The 17692-nt window shown below is 69.3% G+C and carries 15 protein-coding genes; 9 read left to right on the forward strand and 6 right to left on the reverse strand.

Features of this window, described 5'->3' with window-relative positions; genetic code table 11:
- Positions 1 to 29: 29 nt before the first annotated feature.
- Positions 30 to 464: a helix-turn-helix domain-containing protein gene (locus HWY45_RS00390; RefSeq protein ID WP_059883080.1), complete on the reverse strand. Its 435-nt coding sequence runs from the start codon at positions 462 to 464 to the stop codon at positions 30 to 32.
- Positions 465 to 607: 143 nt separating this feature from the next.
- On the opposite strand from HWY45_RS00390, the gene HWY45_RS00395 reads away from it, so the two are divergent.
- The gene (locus HWY45_RS00395; RefSeq protein ID WP_059883083.1) at positions 608 to 1108 is read left to right on the forward strand and encodes a DUF2938 domain-containing protein; all 501 of its coding nucleotides are present in this window, start codon (positions 608 to 610) and stop codon (positions 1106 to 1108) included.
- A gap of 195 nt (positions 1109 to 1303) precedes the next feature.
- On the opposite strand, the gene HWY45_RS00400 is transcribed toward HWY45_RS00395, so the two are convergent.
- Entirely contained in the window at positions 1304 to 2818 is a 1515-nt protein-coding gene (locus HWY45_RS00400) for an acetyl-CoA hydrolase/transferase family protein (RefSeq protein ID WP_059561452.1), read from the reverse strand.
- Between the two features lie 535 nt (positions 2819 to 3353).
- Here HWY45_RS00400 and HWY45_RS00405 point away from each other — a divergent pair.
- From HWY45_RS00405 to HWY45_RS00435, 7 genes are read left to right on the forward strand one after another with little or no spacing between them, the layout of a single operon-like run.
- Positions 3354 to 4034: a CDP-alcohol phosphatidyltransferase family protein gene (locus tag HWY45_RS00405; protein WP_059808184.1), complete on the forward strand. Its 681-nt coding sequence runs from the start codon at positions 3354 to 3356 to the stop codon at positions 4032 to 4034.
- Positions 4031 to 4837, forward strand: coding sequence for a HalD/BesD family halogenase (locus HWY45_RS00410; protein ID WP_059808187.1), 807 nt, complete (start codon positions 4031 to 4033; stop codon positions 4835 to 4837). Before HWY45_RS00405 ends, HWY45_RS00410 begins: the two co-directional genes overlap by 4 nt.
- Positions 4834 to 5835, forward strand: a complete 1002-nt coding sequence (locus HWY45_RS00415) for an HpnL family protein (protein WP_059883085.1) — start codon at positions 4834 to 4836, stop codon at positions 5833 to 5835. The genes HWY45_RS00410 and HWY45_RS00415 overlap by 4 nt, the downstream gene beginning before the upstream one ends.
- A 42-nt stretch (positions 5836 to 5877) precedes the next feature.
- A complete protein-coding gene (locus HWY45_RS00420; protein ID WP_059883087.1) occupies positions 5878 to 6645 on the forward strand; it encodes a phosphocholine cytidylyltransferase family protein in 768 nt (255 codons plus the stop codon).
- Entirely contained in the window at positions 6642 to 8330 is a 1689-nt protein-coding gene (gene aepX, locus HWY45_RS00425; protein ID WP_059561467.1) for a phosphoenolpyruvate mutase, read from the forward strand. The genes HWY45_RS00420 and aepX overlap by 4 nt, the downstream gene beginning before the upstream one ends.
- Entirely contained in the window at positions 8327 to 9514 is a 1188-nt protein-coding gene (gene aepY / locus HWY45_RS00430; protein WP_059883089.1) for a phosphonopyruvate decarboxylase, read from the forward strand. Before aepX ends, aepY begins: the two co-directional genes overlap by 4 nt.
- Positions 9514 to 10578, forward strand: coding sequence for a 2-aminoethylphosphonate aminotransferase (locus tag HWY45_RS00435; protein ID WP_059883141.1), 1065 nt, complete (start codon positions 9514 to 9516; stop codon positions 10576 to 10578). Before aepY ends, HWY45_RS00435 begins: the two co-directional genes overlap by 1 nt.
- 83 nt (positions 10579 to 10661) lie before the next feature.
- Here the strand turns inward: HWY45_RS00435 and HWY45_RS00440 are convergent, their stop codons facing one another.
- Positions 10662 to 11789 carry an acyltransferase family protein gene (locus HWY45_RS00440; protein ID WP_059883090.1) on the reverse strand — a complete coding sequence of 376 codons (1128 nt, stop codon included), beginning with the start codon at positions 11787 to 11789 and terminating at the stop codon, positions 10662 to 10664.
- 250 nt (positions 11790 to 12039) lie between these two features.
- On the opposite strand from HWY45_RS00440, the gene pip reads away from it, so the two are divergent.
- Positions 12040 to 12972, forward strand: a complete 933-nt coding sequence (gene pip, locus HWY45_RS00445) for a prolyl aminopeptidase (protein WP_059883092.1) — start codon at positions 12040 to 12042, stop codon at positions 12970 to 12972.
- Between the two features lie 150 nt (positions 12973 to 13122).
- Here pip and HWY45_RS00450 read toward each other — a convergent pair whose 3' ends face one another.
- The 3 genes from HWY45_RS00450 to HWY45_RS00460 all read right to left on the reverse strand — a co-directional run bounded on the left by HWY45_RS00450 (position 13123) and on the right by HWY45_RS00460 (position 17564).
- The gene (locus HWY45_RS00450) at positions 13123 to 13839 is read right to left on the reverse strand and encodes a hypothetical protein (RefSeq protein WP_059883094.1); all 717 of its coding nucleotides are present in this window, start codon (positions 13837 to 13839) and stop codon (positions 13123 to 13125) included.
- Positions 13840 to 13938: 99 nt separating this feature from the next.
- Positions 13939 to 14943, reverse strand: a complete 1005-nt coding sequence (locus HWY45_RS00455; RefSeq protein ID WP_059883096.1) for a transglutaminase family protein — start codon at positions 14941 to 14943, stop codon at positions 13939 to 13941.
- Positions 14937 to 17564 carry a circularly permuted type 2 ATP-grasp protein gene (locus HWY45_RS00460; RefSeq protein WP_059883143.1) on the reverse strand — a complete coding sequence of 876 codons (2628 nt, stop codon included), beginning with the start codon at positions 17562 to 17564 and terminating at the stop codon, positions 14937 to 14939. The genes HWY45_RS00455 and HWY45_RS00460 overlap by 7 nt, the downstream gene beginning before the upstream one ends.
- Positions 17565 to 17692 lie beyond the last annotated feature (128 nt).

Below are 17692 nucleotides of genomic sequence, written 5' to 3' on the forward strand. Positions count from 1 at the left end.
ACAGCACGACCGAAAGCCGCGCGCCTCGCTTAGTCGCCGCCCGCGCCGGCCTGCTTCGCGCGGCGCGCGGGCGGGCGATGCTCCACGACGCGCAGCAGCTTCTGGAACGTCGGACATTGCAGATGGCTCGGCGCCGGGCAGGCCGCCGCGTGCCGCAGGCCGTCGCGCACCGCGCTGAGCCGGTGGATCGTGCGGTCCAGCTCGTCGGCCTTCGCGTCGAGCTTCGCGCGGTCGATCGCGGGTGCGCCGCCCGCGCCGAGCATCGCGCCGATCTCGTCGAGCGAGAAGCCGGCCTCGCGGCCGAGCGCGATCAGCGCGAGCCGCTGCAACACCCCCTGATCGTATTGCCGGCGCAGGCCGCGACGCCCGTTCGACACGATCAGCCCTTTTTCCTCGTAGTAGCGCAGCGTCGACGCAGGCAACCCCGCGCGTTGCGTGACGTCGGCGATATCAAGACTGCTCATGCTTGACCTCAAGGGAACTTGAAGTTGCAAGATAGCCGCTCGCTCCCTTTGGAACAAGGTGGAATTACGATGACATCGATTCGAACCCTGCGGCGCGCGGGCCTGCCCGGCGCCTTTCACCCGGCAAACGCCGGGGGCGCACGATGAGCGGCACGGCCGACGCCCTGTTCCGCCTGCTGCTGGTCGGCGCGGGCGGCACGCTCGTGCTGGATCTGTGGACGCTGTTCCGGCAGCACGTGTTCGGCATTCCGTCGCTCGATTACGCGCTGGTCGGCCGCTGGCTCGGCCACATGCCGGCGGGCCGGTTCCGGCATGCGTCCATCGTTGCGGCGGCGCCGGTGCCGTACGAGCGCGCGGCCGGCTGGTTCGCCCATTACGCGATCGGCGTCGCGTTCGCGGCCCTGCCCGTCGCGATCGCGGGAACCGGATGGCTGCGCGCGCCGACGCTGCTGCCCGCGCTCGCTGCCGGCCTCGTCAGCGTGGCCGCGCCGTTCTTCGTGATGCAGCCGGCATTCGGCTTCGGCATCGCCGCCGCGCGCACGCCGCAGCCGGGCGTCGCGCGACGCCGCAGCCTCGTCGCGCACCTGACCTACGGGGTGGGGCTCTATGTGGCGGCGCGCGTGGTGGTCGACGTCATGCCGTGACGCGCAGCGCCGGCGCCGCATCGGCAGCCGGCGTGCCCGCCGTCACGCCCCGCTGCTGTCGATCAGGTTGCCGCGCACCCGCCCGAGCAGGCCGATCAGCGTGTCGCGCTCGTCCTGCGCGAGGCCGGCAGCGCGGACGTGGCGCACGCGGCGATGGATTGACGCGCGCCCGCGGCGCGCGTCGGAGCGGCAGGGTCAGCCCTTCATCGACCCGGTCCGCACGAACCGCTCGTGCCACGACAGCGCTTCGCCGAGCAGGTGCGGCGTCTGCTTGCCGAAGCTCTCGCGGCACGCGCGCTCGAAGTAGTCCTCGAGCATCGGCCGGAAATCCGGATGCGCGCAGGTCGCGATGATCTTGCGCGCGCGCTGCTTCGGCGACAGGCCGCGCAGGTCGGCAAGGCCCTGCTCGGTGACGACCACCGCGACGTCGTGCTCGGTGTGGTCGACGTGGCTCGCCATCGGCACGATCCGCGAGATCGCGCCGCCCTTCGCGGTGCTCGCCGACATGAAGCACGACAGGTAGCCGTTGCGCGCGAAGTCGCCCGAGCCGCCGATGCCGTTCTGGATCTTCGTGCCCATCACGTGCGTCGAGTTCACGTTGCCGTAGATGTCGGCCTCGATCATCCCGTTCATCGCGATGCAGCCGAGCCGGCGCACGAGTTCCGGGTGGTTGCTGATCTCCTGCGGACGCAGCACGATCTTCTCGCGGAACATCGCGATTTCATCGGCGAAGCGCTTCACCGCATCGGGGCTCAGCGACAGCGCGGTGGCCGACGCGAAGCTCAGCGTGCCGTCGGCGAGCAGGTCGAGCATGCCGTCCTGGATCACTTCGGTGTACGCGGCGAGGTTCGAGAAGCCGGCCGAGCTGAGCTCCGCGAGCACCGCGTTCGTGATGTTGCCGACGCCCGACTGCAGCGGCAGCAGGTTTTCCGGCAGGCGGCCGCGCTTCACTTCGTGGCGCAGGAAATCGATCAGCTGCCCCGCGATCTGCTTCGACGTCTCGTCCGGCGCGGAGAACGCGTTGCTGCGATCCGGCGCGTCGGTCTCGACGATCGCGACGATCTTGTCGGCCGGGCAGCGCAGGTACGGCTCGCCGATCCGGTCGTCGCTCTTCGTCAGCGGAATCGGCTTGCGGTGCGGCGGCAGCGCAGTGCCGTAATAGATGTCGTGCATCCCGTCGAGGCCGAGCGGCTGGCGCGAATTGACCTCGAGAATCACGTGCTTCGCCTGCTCGAGCCACGTCTTGTTGTTGCCGACCGATGCGGACGGGATCAGCAGCCCGTCCTCGCGAATGCCCGCGACTTCGATGATCGCGACGTCGAGTTCGCCGAACAGCCCGAACCACGCGTATTGCGCGACGTGGCTCAGGTGGATGTCCTGATAGTCGACTTCGCCGGCGTTGATCTTGTCGCGCAGCGTCGGGTCCGACTGGTACGGCAGCCGCATCGAGATGCCGTTCGTGCGGGCGAGCGCGCCGTCGAGTTCGGGCGCGGTGGACGCGCCCGTCAGCACGTTGATGCGGAAGTCTTCGCCGCGTGCCTGCGTTGCCTCGATGTGCGCGGCGAGCGCGGCCGGCACGGCTTTCGGGTAGCCCGAGCCGGTGAAGCCGCTCATGGCGACGGTCATGCCGGGACGGATCAGGGCGGCGGCTTCGTCGGCGGTGCGGACGAGCGAACGCAGGGCGGGGGCAAGAATGCGTGATGAGGACATGGCAGATTTCGAACGCGTTTTGGTCTGTCGTTGACGCCGCGGGGGGTGTCTCCTGAGCGGCGTGAAACCCTTGGGGCCGCGATCGGCGGCCGGCACCACAGGTACGGGTCGAGTATCGCAGAGGCGGCCTCCGCGAAATGTCTGCCGGATGCAAAAGACCCTTCCTGAATTTGCCGGATATCGAACGGCCGTTCTGTGACAGGCGGCGCGCCAGCGCAGGCGCCGGATTGTCGGCCTGCGACCGGTGCGCCGGCATGATCCGCGTCAAGGATTGCGGCATCCGCGATCGGAAAAACGACATCGGCCGCGCGCCGCCACCTGCCGCCCGCCCCCCCATATGCGCGGACGGCGCGCCTTGCGCAAGCGTGCCCCGGCGACCACACTTGACGGTGTCGCGCAAGTGCCTTGCGCAAAACCGCTGTTTACGCGCCGGAAATGCCCGCGCGCCCCTTCTGCAACGCCCGGTAACACCGGATAATGTCAGGAGATTGAACGGAAAAAAGCAGCAACTTACAAATCCGTATATATTTCGCCGATGGACCAAAGAAAAACCGCCAAACACCCCGAGCCACCGCTACCCCGCACATGGGACGCGCGGCTCGCGCGCTCGCTCGTCCGGCCGCTCGTCGATACGCCGGTCACCCCGAATCACCTCACCACCGTCCGCCTGCTGATCGGCCTCGCCGGCGCCTGGTGCCTTGCGCAGGGCGGCTTCGCGTGGAGCAATGCCGGCGCGTTCCTGATCGTGCTGTCCAACTTCGTCGACCATACGGACGGCGAACTCGCGCGCATCAGCGGCAAGTCCAGCAAGATCGGGCATTTTTACGACCTCGCGGCGGACGCGCTCGTCACGATCGCGCTGTTCGTCAGCATGGGCATGGGCATCGTCGCCCAGGGCGGCCAGATGGCCGCGCCGCCGGTGCTGCTCGGCACGGCCGCCGGCGCGGCGGTCGCGCTGATCTTCTATCTGCGCATGCGCATCGAATCGTTCGCCGGCAAGGCCGGCACGAAGCAGGCGTTCGTCGGCGGCTTCGAGACCGAGGACGTCCTTTACCTGCTGCCGCTCGTGACGCTCACGAACGGCGTCGAGCCGTTCCTCCTCGCGGCGTCGATCGGCGCGCCGCTGTTCGCCGCGTGGGTCGTGATCGACTGGTGGCGCATCGTCCGGCGCGGCACCCTGCCGCAGACCCCAACCGAAATCCAGGCAAGCAAATGACTTCTAGCACGCGCGACGATTCCGTGCTGACCCCGGCACGCCCCGCGCCCGTGCGCGCGGCGGCCACCCCCGACCGCACCGTGGCCGACGCCGTCGGCCGGCTCGACGTCGGCCGCCTGCGCGACGACTACACGCGCCAGGGGTCGTTCCTGTACCTCGACGCCTTCCTGCCGCCCGACGCGCACGCGAAGCTCGCGGATGCCGCGCGCACGCTGCAGGCCGACCTCAACCGCAATTACCTGCCCGGCCACAAGCAGGGCGGCAGCGTGAGCCGCCACACGATCGACGCGAAGGCGCCGTACATCGCCGAGCTGTACCGTTCGAAGGCGCTGATCGGCTTCCTCGAGAAGCTCACGGGCGACACGCTGCTGCTGTCGCCGGACGACGATCCGCACGCATACGCGCTGTATTACTACACGAAGCCGGGCGACCACATCGGCTGGCACTACGACACGTCGTACTACGACGGCCGCCGCTACACGCTGCTGATCGGCGTGATCGACGATTCGTCGTGCCGCCTCGATTACGAACTGCATACGCGCAACCCGGACGTCGCCGACGAGCCCGGCTCGGTGCAGATCGCCGACGGCGGCATCGTGCTGTTCGACGGCGACAAGCTGCGCCACCGCGTCACGCCGATGGGCCAGAACGAAATGCGCGTGTCGCTCACGTTCGAATACGTGACCGACCCCGGCATGCGGCCGTGGAAGCGCTTCATCTCGAACATGAAGGACGCGATCGCGTATTTCGGTTTCCGCCAGGTGTTCAAGCAACTGGCGTCGCGACGCGCGACGGGCTCATGACACGCGCCGGCATGATCCTGCTGTCCCTCGGGACGGCGCTGTTCGTAGCCCTGCTCGCATGGCAGGGCGTCGGCGCGGTCGCGTCGACGTTTCTCGCGGCCGGCTGGGGGCTCGCGCTCGTCGCGGCGTTCCACGTCGTGCCGCTCGCGATCGACGCGGTGGCGATCTCGGTGATGTTCCGCAAGGGCGACCCCGGCGCCGAGCTCGGCAATGCGCTGCGCGCGCGCTGGGTCGGCGAATCGGTGAACAGCCTGCTGCCCGCCGGGCAGATCGGCGGGCCGGTGCTGATGGTGCGCTATCTCGCGCAGCGCGGCACCCGGATGGCGGATGCCGCCGCGGCGATCACCGTCAGCACGACGATGCAGGCGCTCGCTCAAATGGTGTTCGCGCTGCTCGGCATCGCCGCGTTCAGCATGGTCGCGACGCATGAATCGGCCGCGCACCTGCGCACGCCGGCGCTGATCGCCACCGGCGTGCTCGGCGGCTGCGCGCTGCTGTTCTATGCCGCGCAGCGGCGCGGGCTGTTCGGCCGCGGCCTGCGCGTCGCGTCGAAGCTGCTCGGCCCGCGCGACTGGTCGTCGCTCGCGACCCGCGCGGACGCGATCGACGAGGCGGTCGGCACGCTGTACCGCGACCGCCGCAAGGTGGCGTCGACCTTCGCGCTGAGCCTCGTCGGCTGGATCGTGGGCACCGCCGAAGTGTGGCTCGCGCTCCATTTCCTCGGGCATCCGGTAAGCTGGCTCGACGCGCTGCTGCTCGAAAGCGTCGGCCAGGCGATCCGCGGTGCCGCCTTCGCGATCCCCGGATCGCTCGGCGCGCAGGAAGGCGGCTACCTGCTGCTCGCGCCGCTCGTCGGCCTGCCGCCCGAGGCCGCGCTCGCGCTGTCGCTCGCAAAGCGCGCGCGCGAACTCGCGCTCGGCCTGCCCGGCCTGCTCTACCTGCATTTCAGTGAACGAAACTGGCAGCGGCGCCGTGCGCCGCAGCCCCTCGCCGACTGATCGGACACCCGTCGATCGGTCGTTTTTTTGGTTGGAGAACACATGCGAGCCATCATTCTTGCGGCAGGCCTCGGCTTGCGCCTGCAACAACCGCCCGAAGCGCAGTTTCCGAAGTGCCTGCTGCGCTTTGACGACGTATCGCTGCTCGAGCGCCATCTGCGCGTGCTCGACGCAGCGGGCGTCGACGAGATCGTGCTCGGGCTCGGCTTCCAGCACGAGAAAGTCGAGCAGGAACTGAAGCGCCTCGGCCGCCAGGCCGAAATCGTGATCAACGACCGCTACGACCTCGGCAGCGTGCTGACCGTGCACACCGTCGCCGACGCGATGACGCGCGGCGGCGACGTGCTGCTGATGGACGCCGACGTGCTGTACGACGAAAGCATCCTGCACGCGCTCGTGGCCAACCCCGACCAGCCGGTCGACCGCCTGCTGATCGACCGCGATTTCGAGGCGGGCGACGAGCCCGTCAAGCTGTGCCTGAAGAACGGCGTGCCGGTCGAGCTGCGCAAGCAGCTCGCGGTCGACCTCGCGTACGACACGATCGGCGAATCGGTCGGCTTCTTCCGCTTCACCGAAGGCACCGCGCGCCGCCTCGCGGCGATCGTCGCGGGCTACGTCGACAGCGGCCGCGCGAACATGCCGCACGAGGAAGCCGTGCGCGACCTGCTGCTCGAAGGCGGCCACTCGTTCGACGTCGCCGACGTCACGGGCGCGCCGTGGATCGAGATCGATTTCCCGAACGATGTCGCGCGCGCCGCGCAGGACGTCCTCCCCCTGATTCAACGCACCACCGCCGGAGCCGCACGATGAACGCACGCGAACCCAACTTCACCGAATCGCGCAGCGCACGCCTGCGCCGCATGCTCGTCAGCAGCGACCTCGAATTCCTGATGGAAGCGCACAACGGCCTGTCCGCGCGGATCGTCCGCGAAGCGGGCTTCAAGGGCATCTGGGCGTCGGGCCTCGCGATCTCCGCGCAGTTCGGCGTGCGCGACAACAACGAGGCGAGCTGGACCCAGGTCGTCGATGTGCTCGAATTCATGGCCGACGCGAGCGACCTGCCGATCCTGCTCGACGGCGATACGGGCTACGGCAACTTCAACAACGTGCGCCGCCTCGTGAAGAAGCTCGAGCAGCGCGGCATCGCCGGCGTGTGCATCGAGGACAAGCAGTTCCCGAAGACCAACAGCTTCATCGACGGCGAACGCCAGCCGCTCGCCGAGATCGACGAGTTCTGCGGCAAGATCAAGGCCGGCAAGGATTCGCAGAGCGACCCCGACTTCTCGATCGTCGCGCGCGTCGAGGCGCTGATCGCGGGCTGGGGGATGGACGAGGCGCTGCGCCGCGCGAACGCGTATGCGGAAGCCGGCGCCGATGCGATCCTGATCCACAGCAAGCTGTCGCGCCCCGACGAGATCCTGCAGTTCGCGCGCGAATGGAGCGGCAAGGCGCCGCTCGTGATCGTGCCGACCAAGTACTACAGCACGCCGACCGACGTGTTCCGCCAGGCCGGCATCAGCACCGTGATCTGGGCGAACCACCTGATCCGCGCGTCGGCATCCGCGATGCAGGCCGTCGCGCGCGAGATCCACGAAAACGAGACGCTGATCAACGTCGAGGATCGCGTCGCGTCGGTCAACGAGATCTTCCGCCTGCAGGACGCCGACGAATACTCGGCGGCCGAGCGCATCTACCTGTCGTCGTCGTCGCGCGCGTCGAACGCCGCGATCGTGCTCGCCGCGAGCCGCGGCAAGGGGCTGGAAGCCGTCACCGAAGACAAGCCCAAGGTCATGCTGCCGGTGGCCGGCAAGCCGCTCTTGCGCTGGCTCGTCGACGGCTTCAAGAAGCACGGCGTGAACGACATCACCGTGGTGGGCGGCTATCGCGCCGACGCGATCGACACGTCGGGCATCAAGCTCGTCGTCAACGAGCGCCATGCGCAGACGGGCGAGCTCACGTCGCTCGCGTGCGCGGCCGAGCGCCTGACCGGCGACACCGTGATCTCGTACGGCGACCTGCTGTTCCGCAGCTACATCCTGCGCGACCTCGCGGAGAGCGAGGCCGAGTTCAGTGTCGTCGTCGATTCGTCGCTGACGCAGCCGACCAACCAGAGCGTGCGCGACTTCGCGCTCTGCTCGGCCGCCGACGATCGCGGTCTGTTCGGCCAGAAGACCTACTTGCAGCGCGTATCGAGCGACGTCGCCGAAGGCACGCCGCACGGCCGCTGGATCGGCCTGCTGAACGTGCGCGGCGCAGGCGTCGATCGCCTGAAGGCGATGCTCGCGACGCTGCAGGCGCGCCCTGATTTCGACACGCTCGACATCCCCACGCTCCTCAACGAGCTGATCGCCGCCGGCGAGAAGATCGAGGTGCAGTACGTGCATGGCCACTGGCGCGGCGTCAACGATCTGGAAGATTTCCGTCGCGCGGGCGACTTCGCGCACGGCCAGACGCCGCTGTCCGAACCGGGCGCCGGCATCGGAGGCGCGCAATGATCGAAGCGGCCCAGTTCGTCGAGGCCGCGCGCGAGCGCGGCTTCGACTGGTACGCGGGCGTGCCCTGCTCGTACCTGACGCCGTTCATCAATTACGTGCTGCAGGACCCGACGCTGCATTACCTGTCGGCCGCGAACGAAGGCGACGCGGTCGCGCTGATCGCCGGCGCGACGCTCGGCGGCAAGCGCGGCATCGCGATGATGCAGAACTCGGGGCTCGGCAACGCGGTGAGCCCGCTCACGTCGCTTACGTGGACGTTCCGCCTGCCGCAGCTGCTGATCGTCACGTGGCGCGGCCAGCCGGGCGTGCCCGACGAGCCGCAGCATGCGCTGATGGGCCCGATCACGCCCGCGATGCTCGACACGATGGAGATCCCGTGGGAGACGTTCCCGACCGACCCCGAACAGGTCGGCCCGGCGCTCGACCGCGCGATCGCGCACATGGATGCGACCGGCCGCCCGTACGCGCTCGTGATGCAGAAAGGCAGCGTCGCGCCGTATGAACTGAAGTCGAATCCGGCGGCGCAGCCGCGCGCGCACGTTGCCGCGCAATCGTCGTCGCGTGCTGAATCGGCCGACGCATGGCCGACCCGCCACGACGCGCTGCAGCGCGTGATCGCGCACACGCCGGTCGATTCGACCGTCGTGCTCGCATCCACCGGCTTCTGCGGCCGCGAGCTGTACGCGCTCGACGATCGCGCGAACCAGCTGTACATGGTCGGCTCGATGGGCTGCGTGACGCCGCTCGCGCTCGGCCTCGCGCTCGCGCGCCCCGATCTCCGCGTGGTCGCGGTCGACGGCGACGGCGCCGCGCTGATGCGCATGGGCGCGTTCGCGACGCTCGGCACCTATGGCCCGTCCAACCTCACGCACGTGCTGCTCGACAACGGCGCGCACGAATCGACGGGCGGCCAGGCGACCGTGTCGCAGCACGTGTCGTTCGCCGGTGTCGCCGCCGCGTGCGGCTATGCATCGGCGGCCGAAGGCGACACGCTCGACGTGCTCGACGCGGCCCTCTCCGACACGTCGCGCGCGAACGGAGCACGGTTCGTGCGGCTCGCGATCCGCACCGGCGTGCCCGACGGCCTGCCGCGCCCGACCGTCACGCCGGTCGAGGTCAAGACCCGCCTGATGCGGCACATCGGCGCCGCGCAGGCCGAAGCCCAAGCCGAAGGAGCCCAATGATGCTGTTGCTGAATCCCGGCCCGGTCACGCTGTCCGAACGCGTGCGCCGCAGCCTGCTGCAACCCGACCTGTGCCATCGCGAAAGCGAGTTCTTCGACCTGCAGGACGAAGCGCGCGCGCGGCTCGTCGCCGCGTACGCGCTCGATCCGGCCGAATGGACGGCCGTGCTGATGACGGGCTCGGGCACCGCCGCCGTCGAAAGCATGATCGCGGCGCTCGTGCCGCAGGGCGGCAAGCTGCTCGTGATCGAGAACGGCGTCTACGGCGAGCGGATCGCGCAGATCGCGACGCAGTACGCGATTCCGCACGAAGTGCTCAAGCACGAGTGGATGCAGGCCCCCGATCCCGCGCAGGTCGCCGCGCGGCTCGACGCGGGCGGCTTCTCGCATGTCGCGGTGATCCATCACGAAACGACGACCGGCCGCCTGAACGATCTCGGCGCGATCGCCGACGTGTGCCGCGCGCGCGGCGTGAGGCTGCTCGTCGACGGCGTCAGCAGCTTCGGCGCGGAAGCGATCGATTTCGCGGGCGGCGACATCGACGCGGTGGCGGCGACCGCGAACAAGTGCCTGCACGGCGTGCCGGGCGCGGCGTTCGTGATCGTGCGCCGCAGTGCGCTCGCGAAGGCCGCGAGCCGCACGTACTACCTCGACCTCGGCCGCCTCGCGAAGCTGCAGGACCAGCGCAATACGCCGTTCACGCCGTCGGTGCACGCGTATTACGCGCTGGTCGAGGCGCTGCGCGAATTCGACGAAGCCGGCGGCTGGCGCGCGCGCCACGCGCGTTACAAGGCGCTCGCCGACCAGGCGCAGGCCGGCCTGGCCGCGCGCGGGATGCCGCTCGCGCTGCCGGAAGGCGCATCGTCGGTCGTGCTGCGCGCGTACCGGCTGCCGCAGGGCGTCACGTACGAGCAGTTGCACGACGGGCTGAAGGCGCGCGGCTTCGTGATCTACGCGGGGCAAGGCGGGCTGTCGAAGGAGCTGTTCCGGATCTCGACGATGGGCGCGATCGAAGCGGCCGATGTCGAGCGGTTGCTGGATGGGTTTACGGCGCTCACGCAGTAAGCCGCCGTTTCTCCTCCGGCATTGTGTAAAAAAGGCCCGCAAGGGCCTTTTTTACGTCATGAGGACGTGCGTTCGCACCCCGCCTACTCCGCCACTTTCGGCCCGATGCCACCACCCGGCGCACGCCGCGCGGCCCATTCCGAATAGCGATCCTTGAGCCGCAAGAACGGCTTTTCGACGAGGAAGTAGCTGGCGGACGCCGCCGCGAACGCTTCGAGGATGCCGAGCGGGAAACCATGCGCGATCGGCAGGTTCGGATTCGCAAACGGCTGTTGCCACAGATACAGGCTGAATGAAATCGTGCCGACGAATACCATCGGTTTCGTGCGCAATAACCGCGCGCACCAGAAATCGTCGCGGAAATTGAGCACGACAATCACGATCGCAATCAGCGCCGCTTCGATCGTCACGCCATAGGTGATGTTCCAGACGCCGCGCAGCGTCGCTTCGACCAGCGGCATCGCGAACAGCAGCACGCAGACGATCACCGTCACCACGCGGGACTCACCGCGCCACGACCGGATCCACGCGTCCAGCCGGTGCTGGTTGAGCGCGGCGTAGCAGCCGATCAGGATCGGATCGATGCCGGTGTGGAGCATCATCCGCAACTGCCCGCGCAGCTCCGGCGCGGCGAAATAGGTGGCCGCGCGGATCAGCGGCACGACCAGGATCAGCGCCGCGAGCCAGCGCGTGCCGTTGCGCCGCGCGGCCACCAGCAGGAGCAGCAGCGGCCAGAACCAGTAGAACTGCTCTTCGAGCGCGAGCGACCAGAAATGGCCGAGATACCACGCGCCGTCGGGATGCAGCGCGCTGTCGGCGGTGAGGCCGAGGCCCATCGAGTAGTTCCACAGATGCAGCGCGGCAAACGCCCACTGGCGCTGGCTGACATCGATCCACCCCGCCGCCGCCAGCAGCGCGACGACGCCCAGGTATGCGTAGCAGGCCGGCCAGATCCGCAGCACGCGCCGCACGTAGAACGGCCCCAGCGCGATACTGCCCGTGCGCTTCAGTTCGCCCGTCAGCACGTTGGTGATCAGGAAGCCGCTGAGCACGAAGAAGATCAGCACGCCGAGCCGGCCGTCGGCGAACAGCCGCAACGGCGCGAGCCAGCCCGAGTAGCCGCCGGGGAGCACGTGCTCCGCATGGCCGATGACGACCATCGCCACCGCGACGGCGCGCAACCCGGTAAGCTGCTGGACGCGATGTGTCATGGACTGGTTTCCGTCGCAATGGCGAATAGCCGGTTTATTGATTGGTGTTTCTGAATGGCTGCCGAAATTCCGCCGCTAGTGTCCCGCAAAAATATCGAAATAAAATTGCTTAAAAAATGCCGTCAGCATTGGCGTTGCAATGGCCGCCATACGGCGGCCGGACGCCGGCGACGCGGATTCGGCATAATGCCGGGATGCCTCCGGCGCGGGCCGGCCGGAACCCTATCGACCATCATTCCAGGGAATTTCCGTGTACCCACCCATCGAACCCTACGCACACGGCTACCTCGACACCGGCGACGGCCACAAGGTGTACTGGGAGCTGTGCGGCAACCCCGACGGCAAGCCGGCCGTGTTCCTGCACGGCGGCCCGGGCGGCGGCTGCAACGCCGACCATCGCCGGCTCTTCGACCCGTCGCGCTACAACATCCTGCTGTTCGACCAGCGCGGCTGCGGCCGCTCGACGCCGTACGCAAGCCTCGACAACAACACCACCTGGGATCTGGTCGCCGACATCGAGCGCCTGCGGGAGATGGTCGGCGTCGAGCAATGGCTGGTGTTCGGCGGCTCGTGGGGCAGCGCGCTCGCGCTCGCGTATGCGGAAACCCACCCGGCGCGCGTGAGCGCGCTGGTCGTGCGCGGCATCTTCGCGCTGCGCCGCGCGGAACTGCTGTGGTACTACCAGGAAGGCGCGTCGTGGCTGTTTCCGGACCTGTGGGAAGAATTCCTCGCGCCGATCCCGGCCGACGAACGTGACGACCTGATCGCCGCGTACCATCGCCGCCTGACCGGCGACGACGAAGCCGCGAAGCTCGAAGCCGCGCGCGCGTGGAGCACGTGGGAAGGCCGCACGATCCGGCTGCTGCCCGACCCCGCGCTTGCCGAGCACTTCGCGGACGGGCACTTCGCGCTCGCGTTCGCGCGCATCGAAAACCACTACTTCGTGAACCGCGGTTTCGTCGAGGAGGGCCAGCTGCTGCGCGACGCGCACCGCCTGGCCGGCATTCCGGGCGTGATCGTGCAGGGGCGCTATGACGTGGCGACGCCCGCGCGCACTGCGTGGGATCTGTCGAAGGCATGGCCCGACGCGTCGCTCGAGATCGTGGACGATGCGGGCCATGCGTACAACGAGCCGGGCATCCTGAAGGCGCTGATCGCCGCGACGGACCGGTTTGCGGGGTAGCCGGATCGCGCGGGTACGGCGGCGTAACCAAGCCGCCGCCGCGCCCGGGCAAGACTGCTGCGTGCGGCTTCGACGATCGCCCGCCCGCCGGCATCACCATGCCAGGTGCGCGGCATCGACGAGGATTTAAGTCGACGACGAGACGTTCGCCTAACGCGGACTGATCCCGAACAGCAAGCCGCCGGTATCGCTCGCGACCGCGGAGTAATGCAGTTTTCCGACGCTCCGCTCGATCGTTTTGGATTCCTTGCGGCTCTCCATGGCGATCTGGATCATGTTCACGACCGTCTCGGTATCGTCCTTTGACGCGGTAGCGTCCGGATTGACCGCCGCCGCGATCCCGACGAGTGCGGAAACGGCTTTCAGCATCACCGCGGGCTCGTCATTGCCAATCTGGATCATGAGTTCGCGAAGCGATCCGTCGGCCTTGTTGATCGTGCCGGCCAGCTCGATGCCGCGGCCGACCGACTGTTGAAAACCGTCGTAGACGGTATCGTGAACGATCTCGAATTCAGGAAGCGCGTAACCGGTGTTCGCACCGGAAAGCCCGCGATTGTACTTGCGGCGAAACTCTTCCGGCGTGATCTCGAGCGACACGCGCGGCGCTGCCTGGGCGGTCGCGCCCGTCACCGGCGACGCAGTGGCATGGCGGGCGGCCTTCGTCGCGTCGTCCTTTTTCGGAAGAATAAGGGCGCCCACGGTAACCGTCGCCATCGCTGCCGCTATGCCGCCGACGAACAGCGTCGCGCGCTTCGGAACTGCGCCCGTCTTCTTGTTTTTGAATAGCGACGGCCGGATCAAACCGACCACTGCAACAACAATAAACAGCGGGCTAACCAAGCCCAAGATCATGGCGATAGCTTCCATTCTTTTTTGGCCCTATTTTATTGATTGCGGCATGATACCAATGCGCGCAGGGCCTTGCACAAAGGAAGTCGGCATTCGGCGACGCGAAGCAACACCGCGTCACCCGTCGCCTTCCCCCTCCAGCGGCTCGACCGTCACCCCGACCTTCAGCTCCTGATCCGCCCCACCGCCGCGGATCACGCCGCGCAGCGGCGTCACGTCCGCGTAGTCGCGCCCGATCGACAGCATCACGTAATCGTCGCCCGGCGCGCGATCGTTGGTCGGATCGAGCTGCAGCCAGCCGCCGTCCTCGGGCCACGCCGGGTCGTACACCTCGACCCATGCGTGCGACGCGTCCGCGCCGATCAGCCTCGGCTGCCCCGGCGGCGGCTGCGTCAACAAATAGCCGCTCACGTAACGCGCCGCGAGCCCCAGCGAGCGCAGCGCACCGATCATCACATGCGCGAAATCCTGGCACACGCCCTGACGCAGCGCGAGCGCATCGAGCGCGGTCGTCGTCACGTCGGTGCTGTTCGGCGCGTACTTGAATTCCGCGTGGATGCGCCGCATCAGCTCCCACGCCGCCTGCACGAGCGGCCGGCCCGGCGTGAAGCTGGCCGCCGCGTACGCGGCCAGTTGCGGATCGCATGCGACGTGCGGCGACGCGAACACGAACTCGCTCGCCGCGTCGTACGGCTGCCCCGCACGAAAACGGAAACGCTCGCGCACCGCTTCCCATGCGCTCGCGTGCGCGGGCTCCGGCTGCGCGATCGCGGGCGGCGGCGCGCCGCGCGCGCCAGCCGACCAGACCGGCGGCGTCACCCGCACCACGCTGCGGCTGCGCACGAGCAGCGCATCGTGCGGCTGGTTCAGCGCGAACGACGCGCGCGCGTTGCCGAACGCGTCGGTCTCGGTGCAAACGGCCTGCGGCGCCGGCTCGATCTCGAGCTCGAACGACAGCCGCTGCTGGCGCGGCGTCGCGAGCGGCGTCAGGCGTGCCTGGTGCTGCGCGGATTCGACCCGCGCCGCATAGCGGTACTCGGTGTCGTGCGTGACGCGCAGCAGCCGGCCGCCGGACGGCACAGCGGCAGGCAGCGGGTTCGCCGCGGGCTTTCTCGTCACCATAGCGTCCTGCCCGCCTCGCGCACGTGGCTGAAATAGCGTTCGCCGATCCGGTTCGACAGCTCCCACACGGCTTTCGCGGTGGCGTCCAGGCTGTCGAGCAGCAGGTCGTAACGACCGTCCTCGCCGGTTTCGCACAGCGCGTGCAGCGACCAGCCGGGCACGTCCGGAATCGCGTCGGCCAGTTCGGACAGCGCATAGCCTTCGCTGCGCTCGACCTTCGTCAACCGGCCGCGCATCGCCTGCACGACCCACCCGAGCGAGCGCGGATTGTCGGTGTCGAGCACGACGAGCGACAGCAGCGGCGCAACGTCGAAGCCGCGCTGGTAGCGCGAACGGAACGTGATCGCGCTGTCGAACAGCTCGAGCACCAGCTCGAAGCCGTCCTGCTTGAGCACCGCGCCCTCCTCGAATGCGAACCGCAGCACGCTGCACAGGAAATCCAGCCGGTCGATCTGCCGGCCGATCGACAGCAGCCGCCAGCCGTCGTCGCGCGTCATGTTGTCGGTCTGCGCGCCGGTGATCGCGCCGAGCAGCAGGCCGAGCCGGTCGAGCAGCTGCAGCGCTTCGTTGCCGAGCTGCTCTTCCGCTTCGGGGTGGCCGGCGCTGTCGGCGAACAGTTGCGTCGCGTCGTCGATCAGCCGCCATTGCTCGCTCGACAGCCGCTCGCGGATCGCGGCCGCCGCGCCGCGCATGCCGAACAGGCACGACGCGATACCGGTCGCGCGATCCGCGCCGCGCGTCAACGATGCGGCCAGCGCATGCTGGAACGCGCGCGGCGCCTCGACCGCGCCCGGCGTGTCCGGCGCGAGCAGGCCGGTGTCGCGGCACAGCGTGTCGATCAGCTCCAGGTGCGCGGGGCTGTCCGCGTCGTCCTCGCCGCGCAGCCGTTCGAGCGCCGCGCGCGCCAGGCGCATCAGGTTGGTCGCGCGCTCGGTGTAGCGGCCGAGCCAGAACAGGTTCTCGGCCGCGCGGCTCGCGATCGCGCGCGGCGCGGCCAGGTCGTCCGGGCCGAGATGCGTCTGCAGCAGCGTCGTCGAATCGACGATGCCCTCCGTCATCACCCACGTATCGACCGTGCTGCCGCCGCGCGGCATCGGCGCGTTGAACAGCGCGTCGCGCGTGCCGACCCGCGACAGCCCGCCGGGCAGCACGCGCCAGCGCGCCGCGCCGTCCGCGAGCGCGAACACGCGCAGCAGCAGCGGCTTCGGCACGATCCGCGCGCCGCCCTGCCCGTGGCGATAGTCGTCGCCGTTGCCGTTCGGCTCGGCGCCGCCCGGCCAGGTCGGCGCCTGCGACAGCGGCAGGTCGGCCTGCACCGTGTAGTGCTCGGGATGCGCGAGAATCCGCGCGCGCCATTCGGCGAGCTGCGCGTGCGTGAGCCGCGCGCCGATCACCGGCTCGAAGCCGCCGCCCGCCTGCACGTCCGGCGGGAACGCCGGCTTGATGATGCCGCGCGCGAGCTGCGGCAGCGCGTCGTCGCAGGCGGCGGCCTCGCCGCACCACCACGAATGCACGGCCGGCAACGTCAGCGTCTCGCCGAGCAGGCTCTCCGCGAGACGCGGCAGGAAGCCGAGCACGCCCGGCGATTCGAGGAAGCCCGAGCCCGGCGCGTTCGCGAGCAGCACGTTGCCCGCGCGCACGGCCTGTAGCAGCCCCGGCACGCCGAGCATCGAATCGGGCCGCAGCTCCAGCGGATCGAGCCACGCGTCGTCGACGCGCCGCAAGATCCCGTGCACCGGTTCGAGCCCGCGCAGCGTCTTCAGGAACACGCGGCTGTCGCGCGCGGTCAGGTCGCCGCCTTCGACGAGCGTCAGGCCGAGGTAGCGCGCGAGATACGCGTGCTCGAAATAGGTCGCGCTGTGCGGCCCCGGCGTCAGCAGCACGATCCGCGAGTTCTTCCGCGCCGGGCTCAGCGCCTGCATGCTCTGCAGCAGCGCGCGGTAGCTCGCCGCGAGCCGCTGCACGCGCAGCCCGCGGAACGCGCGCGGGAACAGGCGCGACACGATCAGCCGGTTCTCCAGCAGATAGCCGAGCCCCGACGCGCCCTGCGTGTGATGCGCGATCATCCGCCACTGGCCGTCCGGCCCGCGCGCAAGGTCGAACGCGACGACGTGCAGCCAGGTGTTGCCCGGCACCCGCGCGCCGCGCATCGCGCGCAGGTAGCCCGGATGCCCGGTGACGAGCGCGGGCGGCAGCAGCCCGCGCTGCAGGATCGTCTGCGGCCCGTACAGGTCCGCCATCATCGTGTTCAGCAGCCGGGTGCGCTGCAGCACGCCGCGCTCGATCGCCACCCAGTCCTGCGGCGTGACGATCAGCGGCAGCAGGTCGAGCGACCACGGGCCGGTCGCGCCGTCGCCCGCGCGCTGCTCGTGGAGCTGGTAGAACAGGCCGTTCTCGCGCATGCGCCGCTGCAGCGCGTCCGCGCGGCGGTCGAGATCGGCCACGCCGTCGCTGCCGATCGATGTGAAGAAATCGCGCCACGCGGGGGCGAGCGCGGGCGCGTGCAGCCCGGCCGCGCTGCCGCGCAGTTCGTCGTAGCGGCCGGCGGCCGCCGGCGCGGCGAGCGCGGCGGCCAGCTCGGCGGCATCCGGCTGCGATCCGGTATCGAAGAGCGTGTGCATCGCGTCGGCGGCGAGATCGTCGGAGTGAATGGGCGGCACGGTGTCGGTCCGTCGTGAATCAGGCGGCGGCCGCGCGCACACGCCGCGCCGGCGGCGCGTGGCGGCACGCGGCCCCAAACTGCCGGCAT

Source organism: Burkholderia stagnalis (assembly GCF_902830275.1).
GTDB lineage: Bacteria > Pseudomonadota > Gammaproteobacteria > Burkholderiales > Burkholderiaceae > Burkholderia > Burkholderia stagnalis.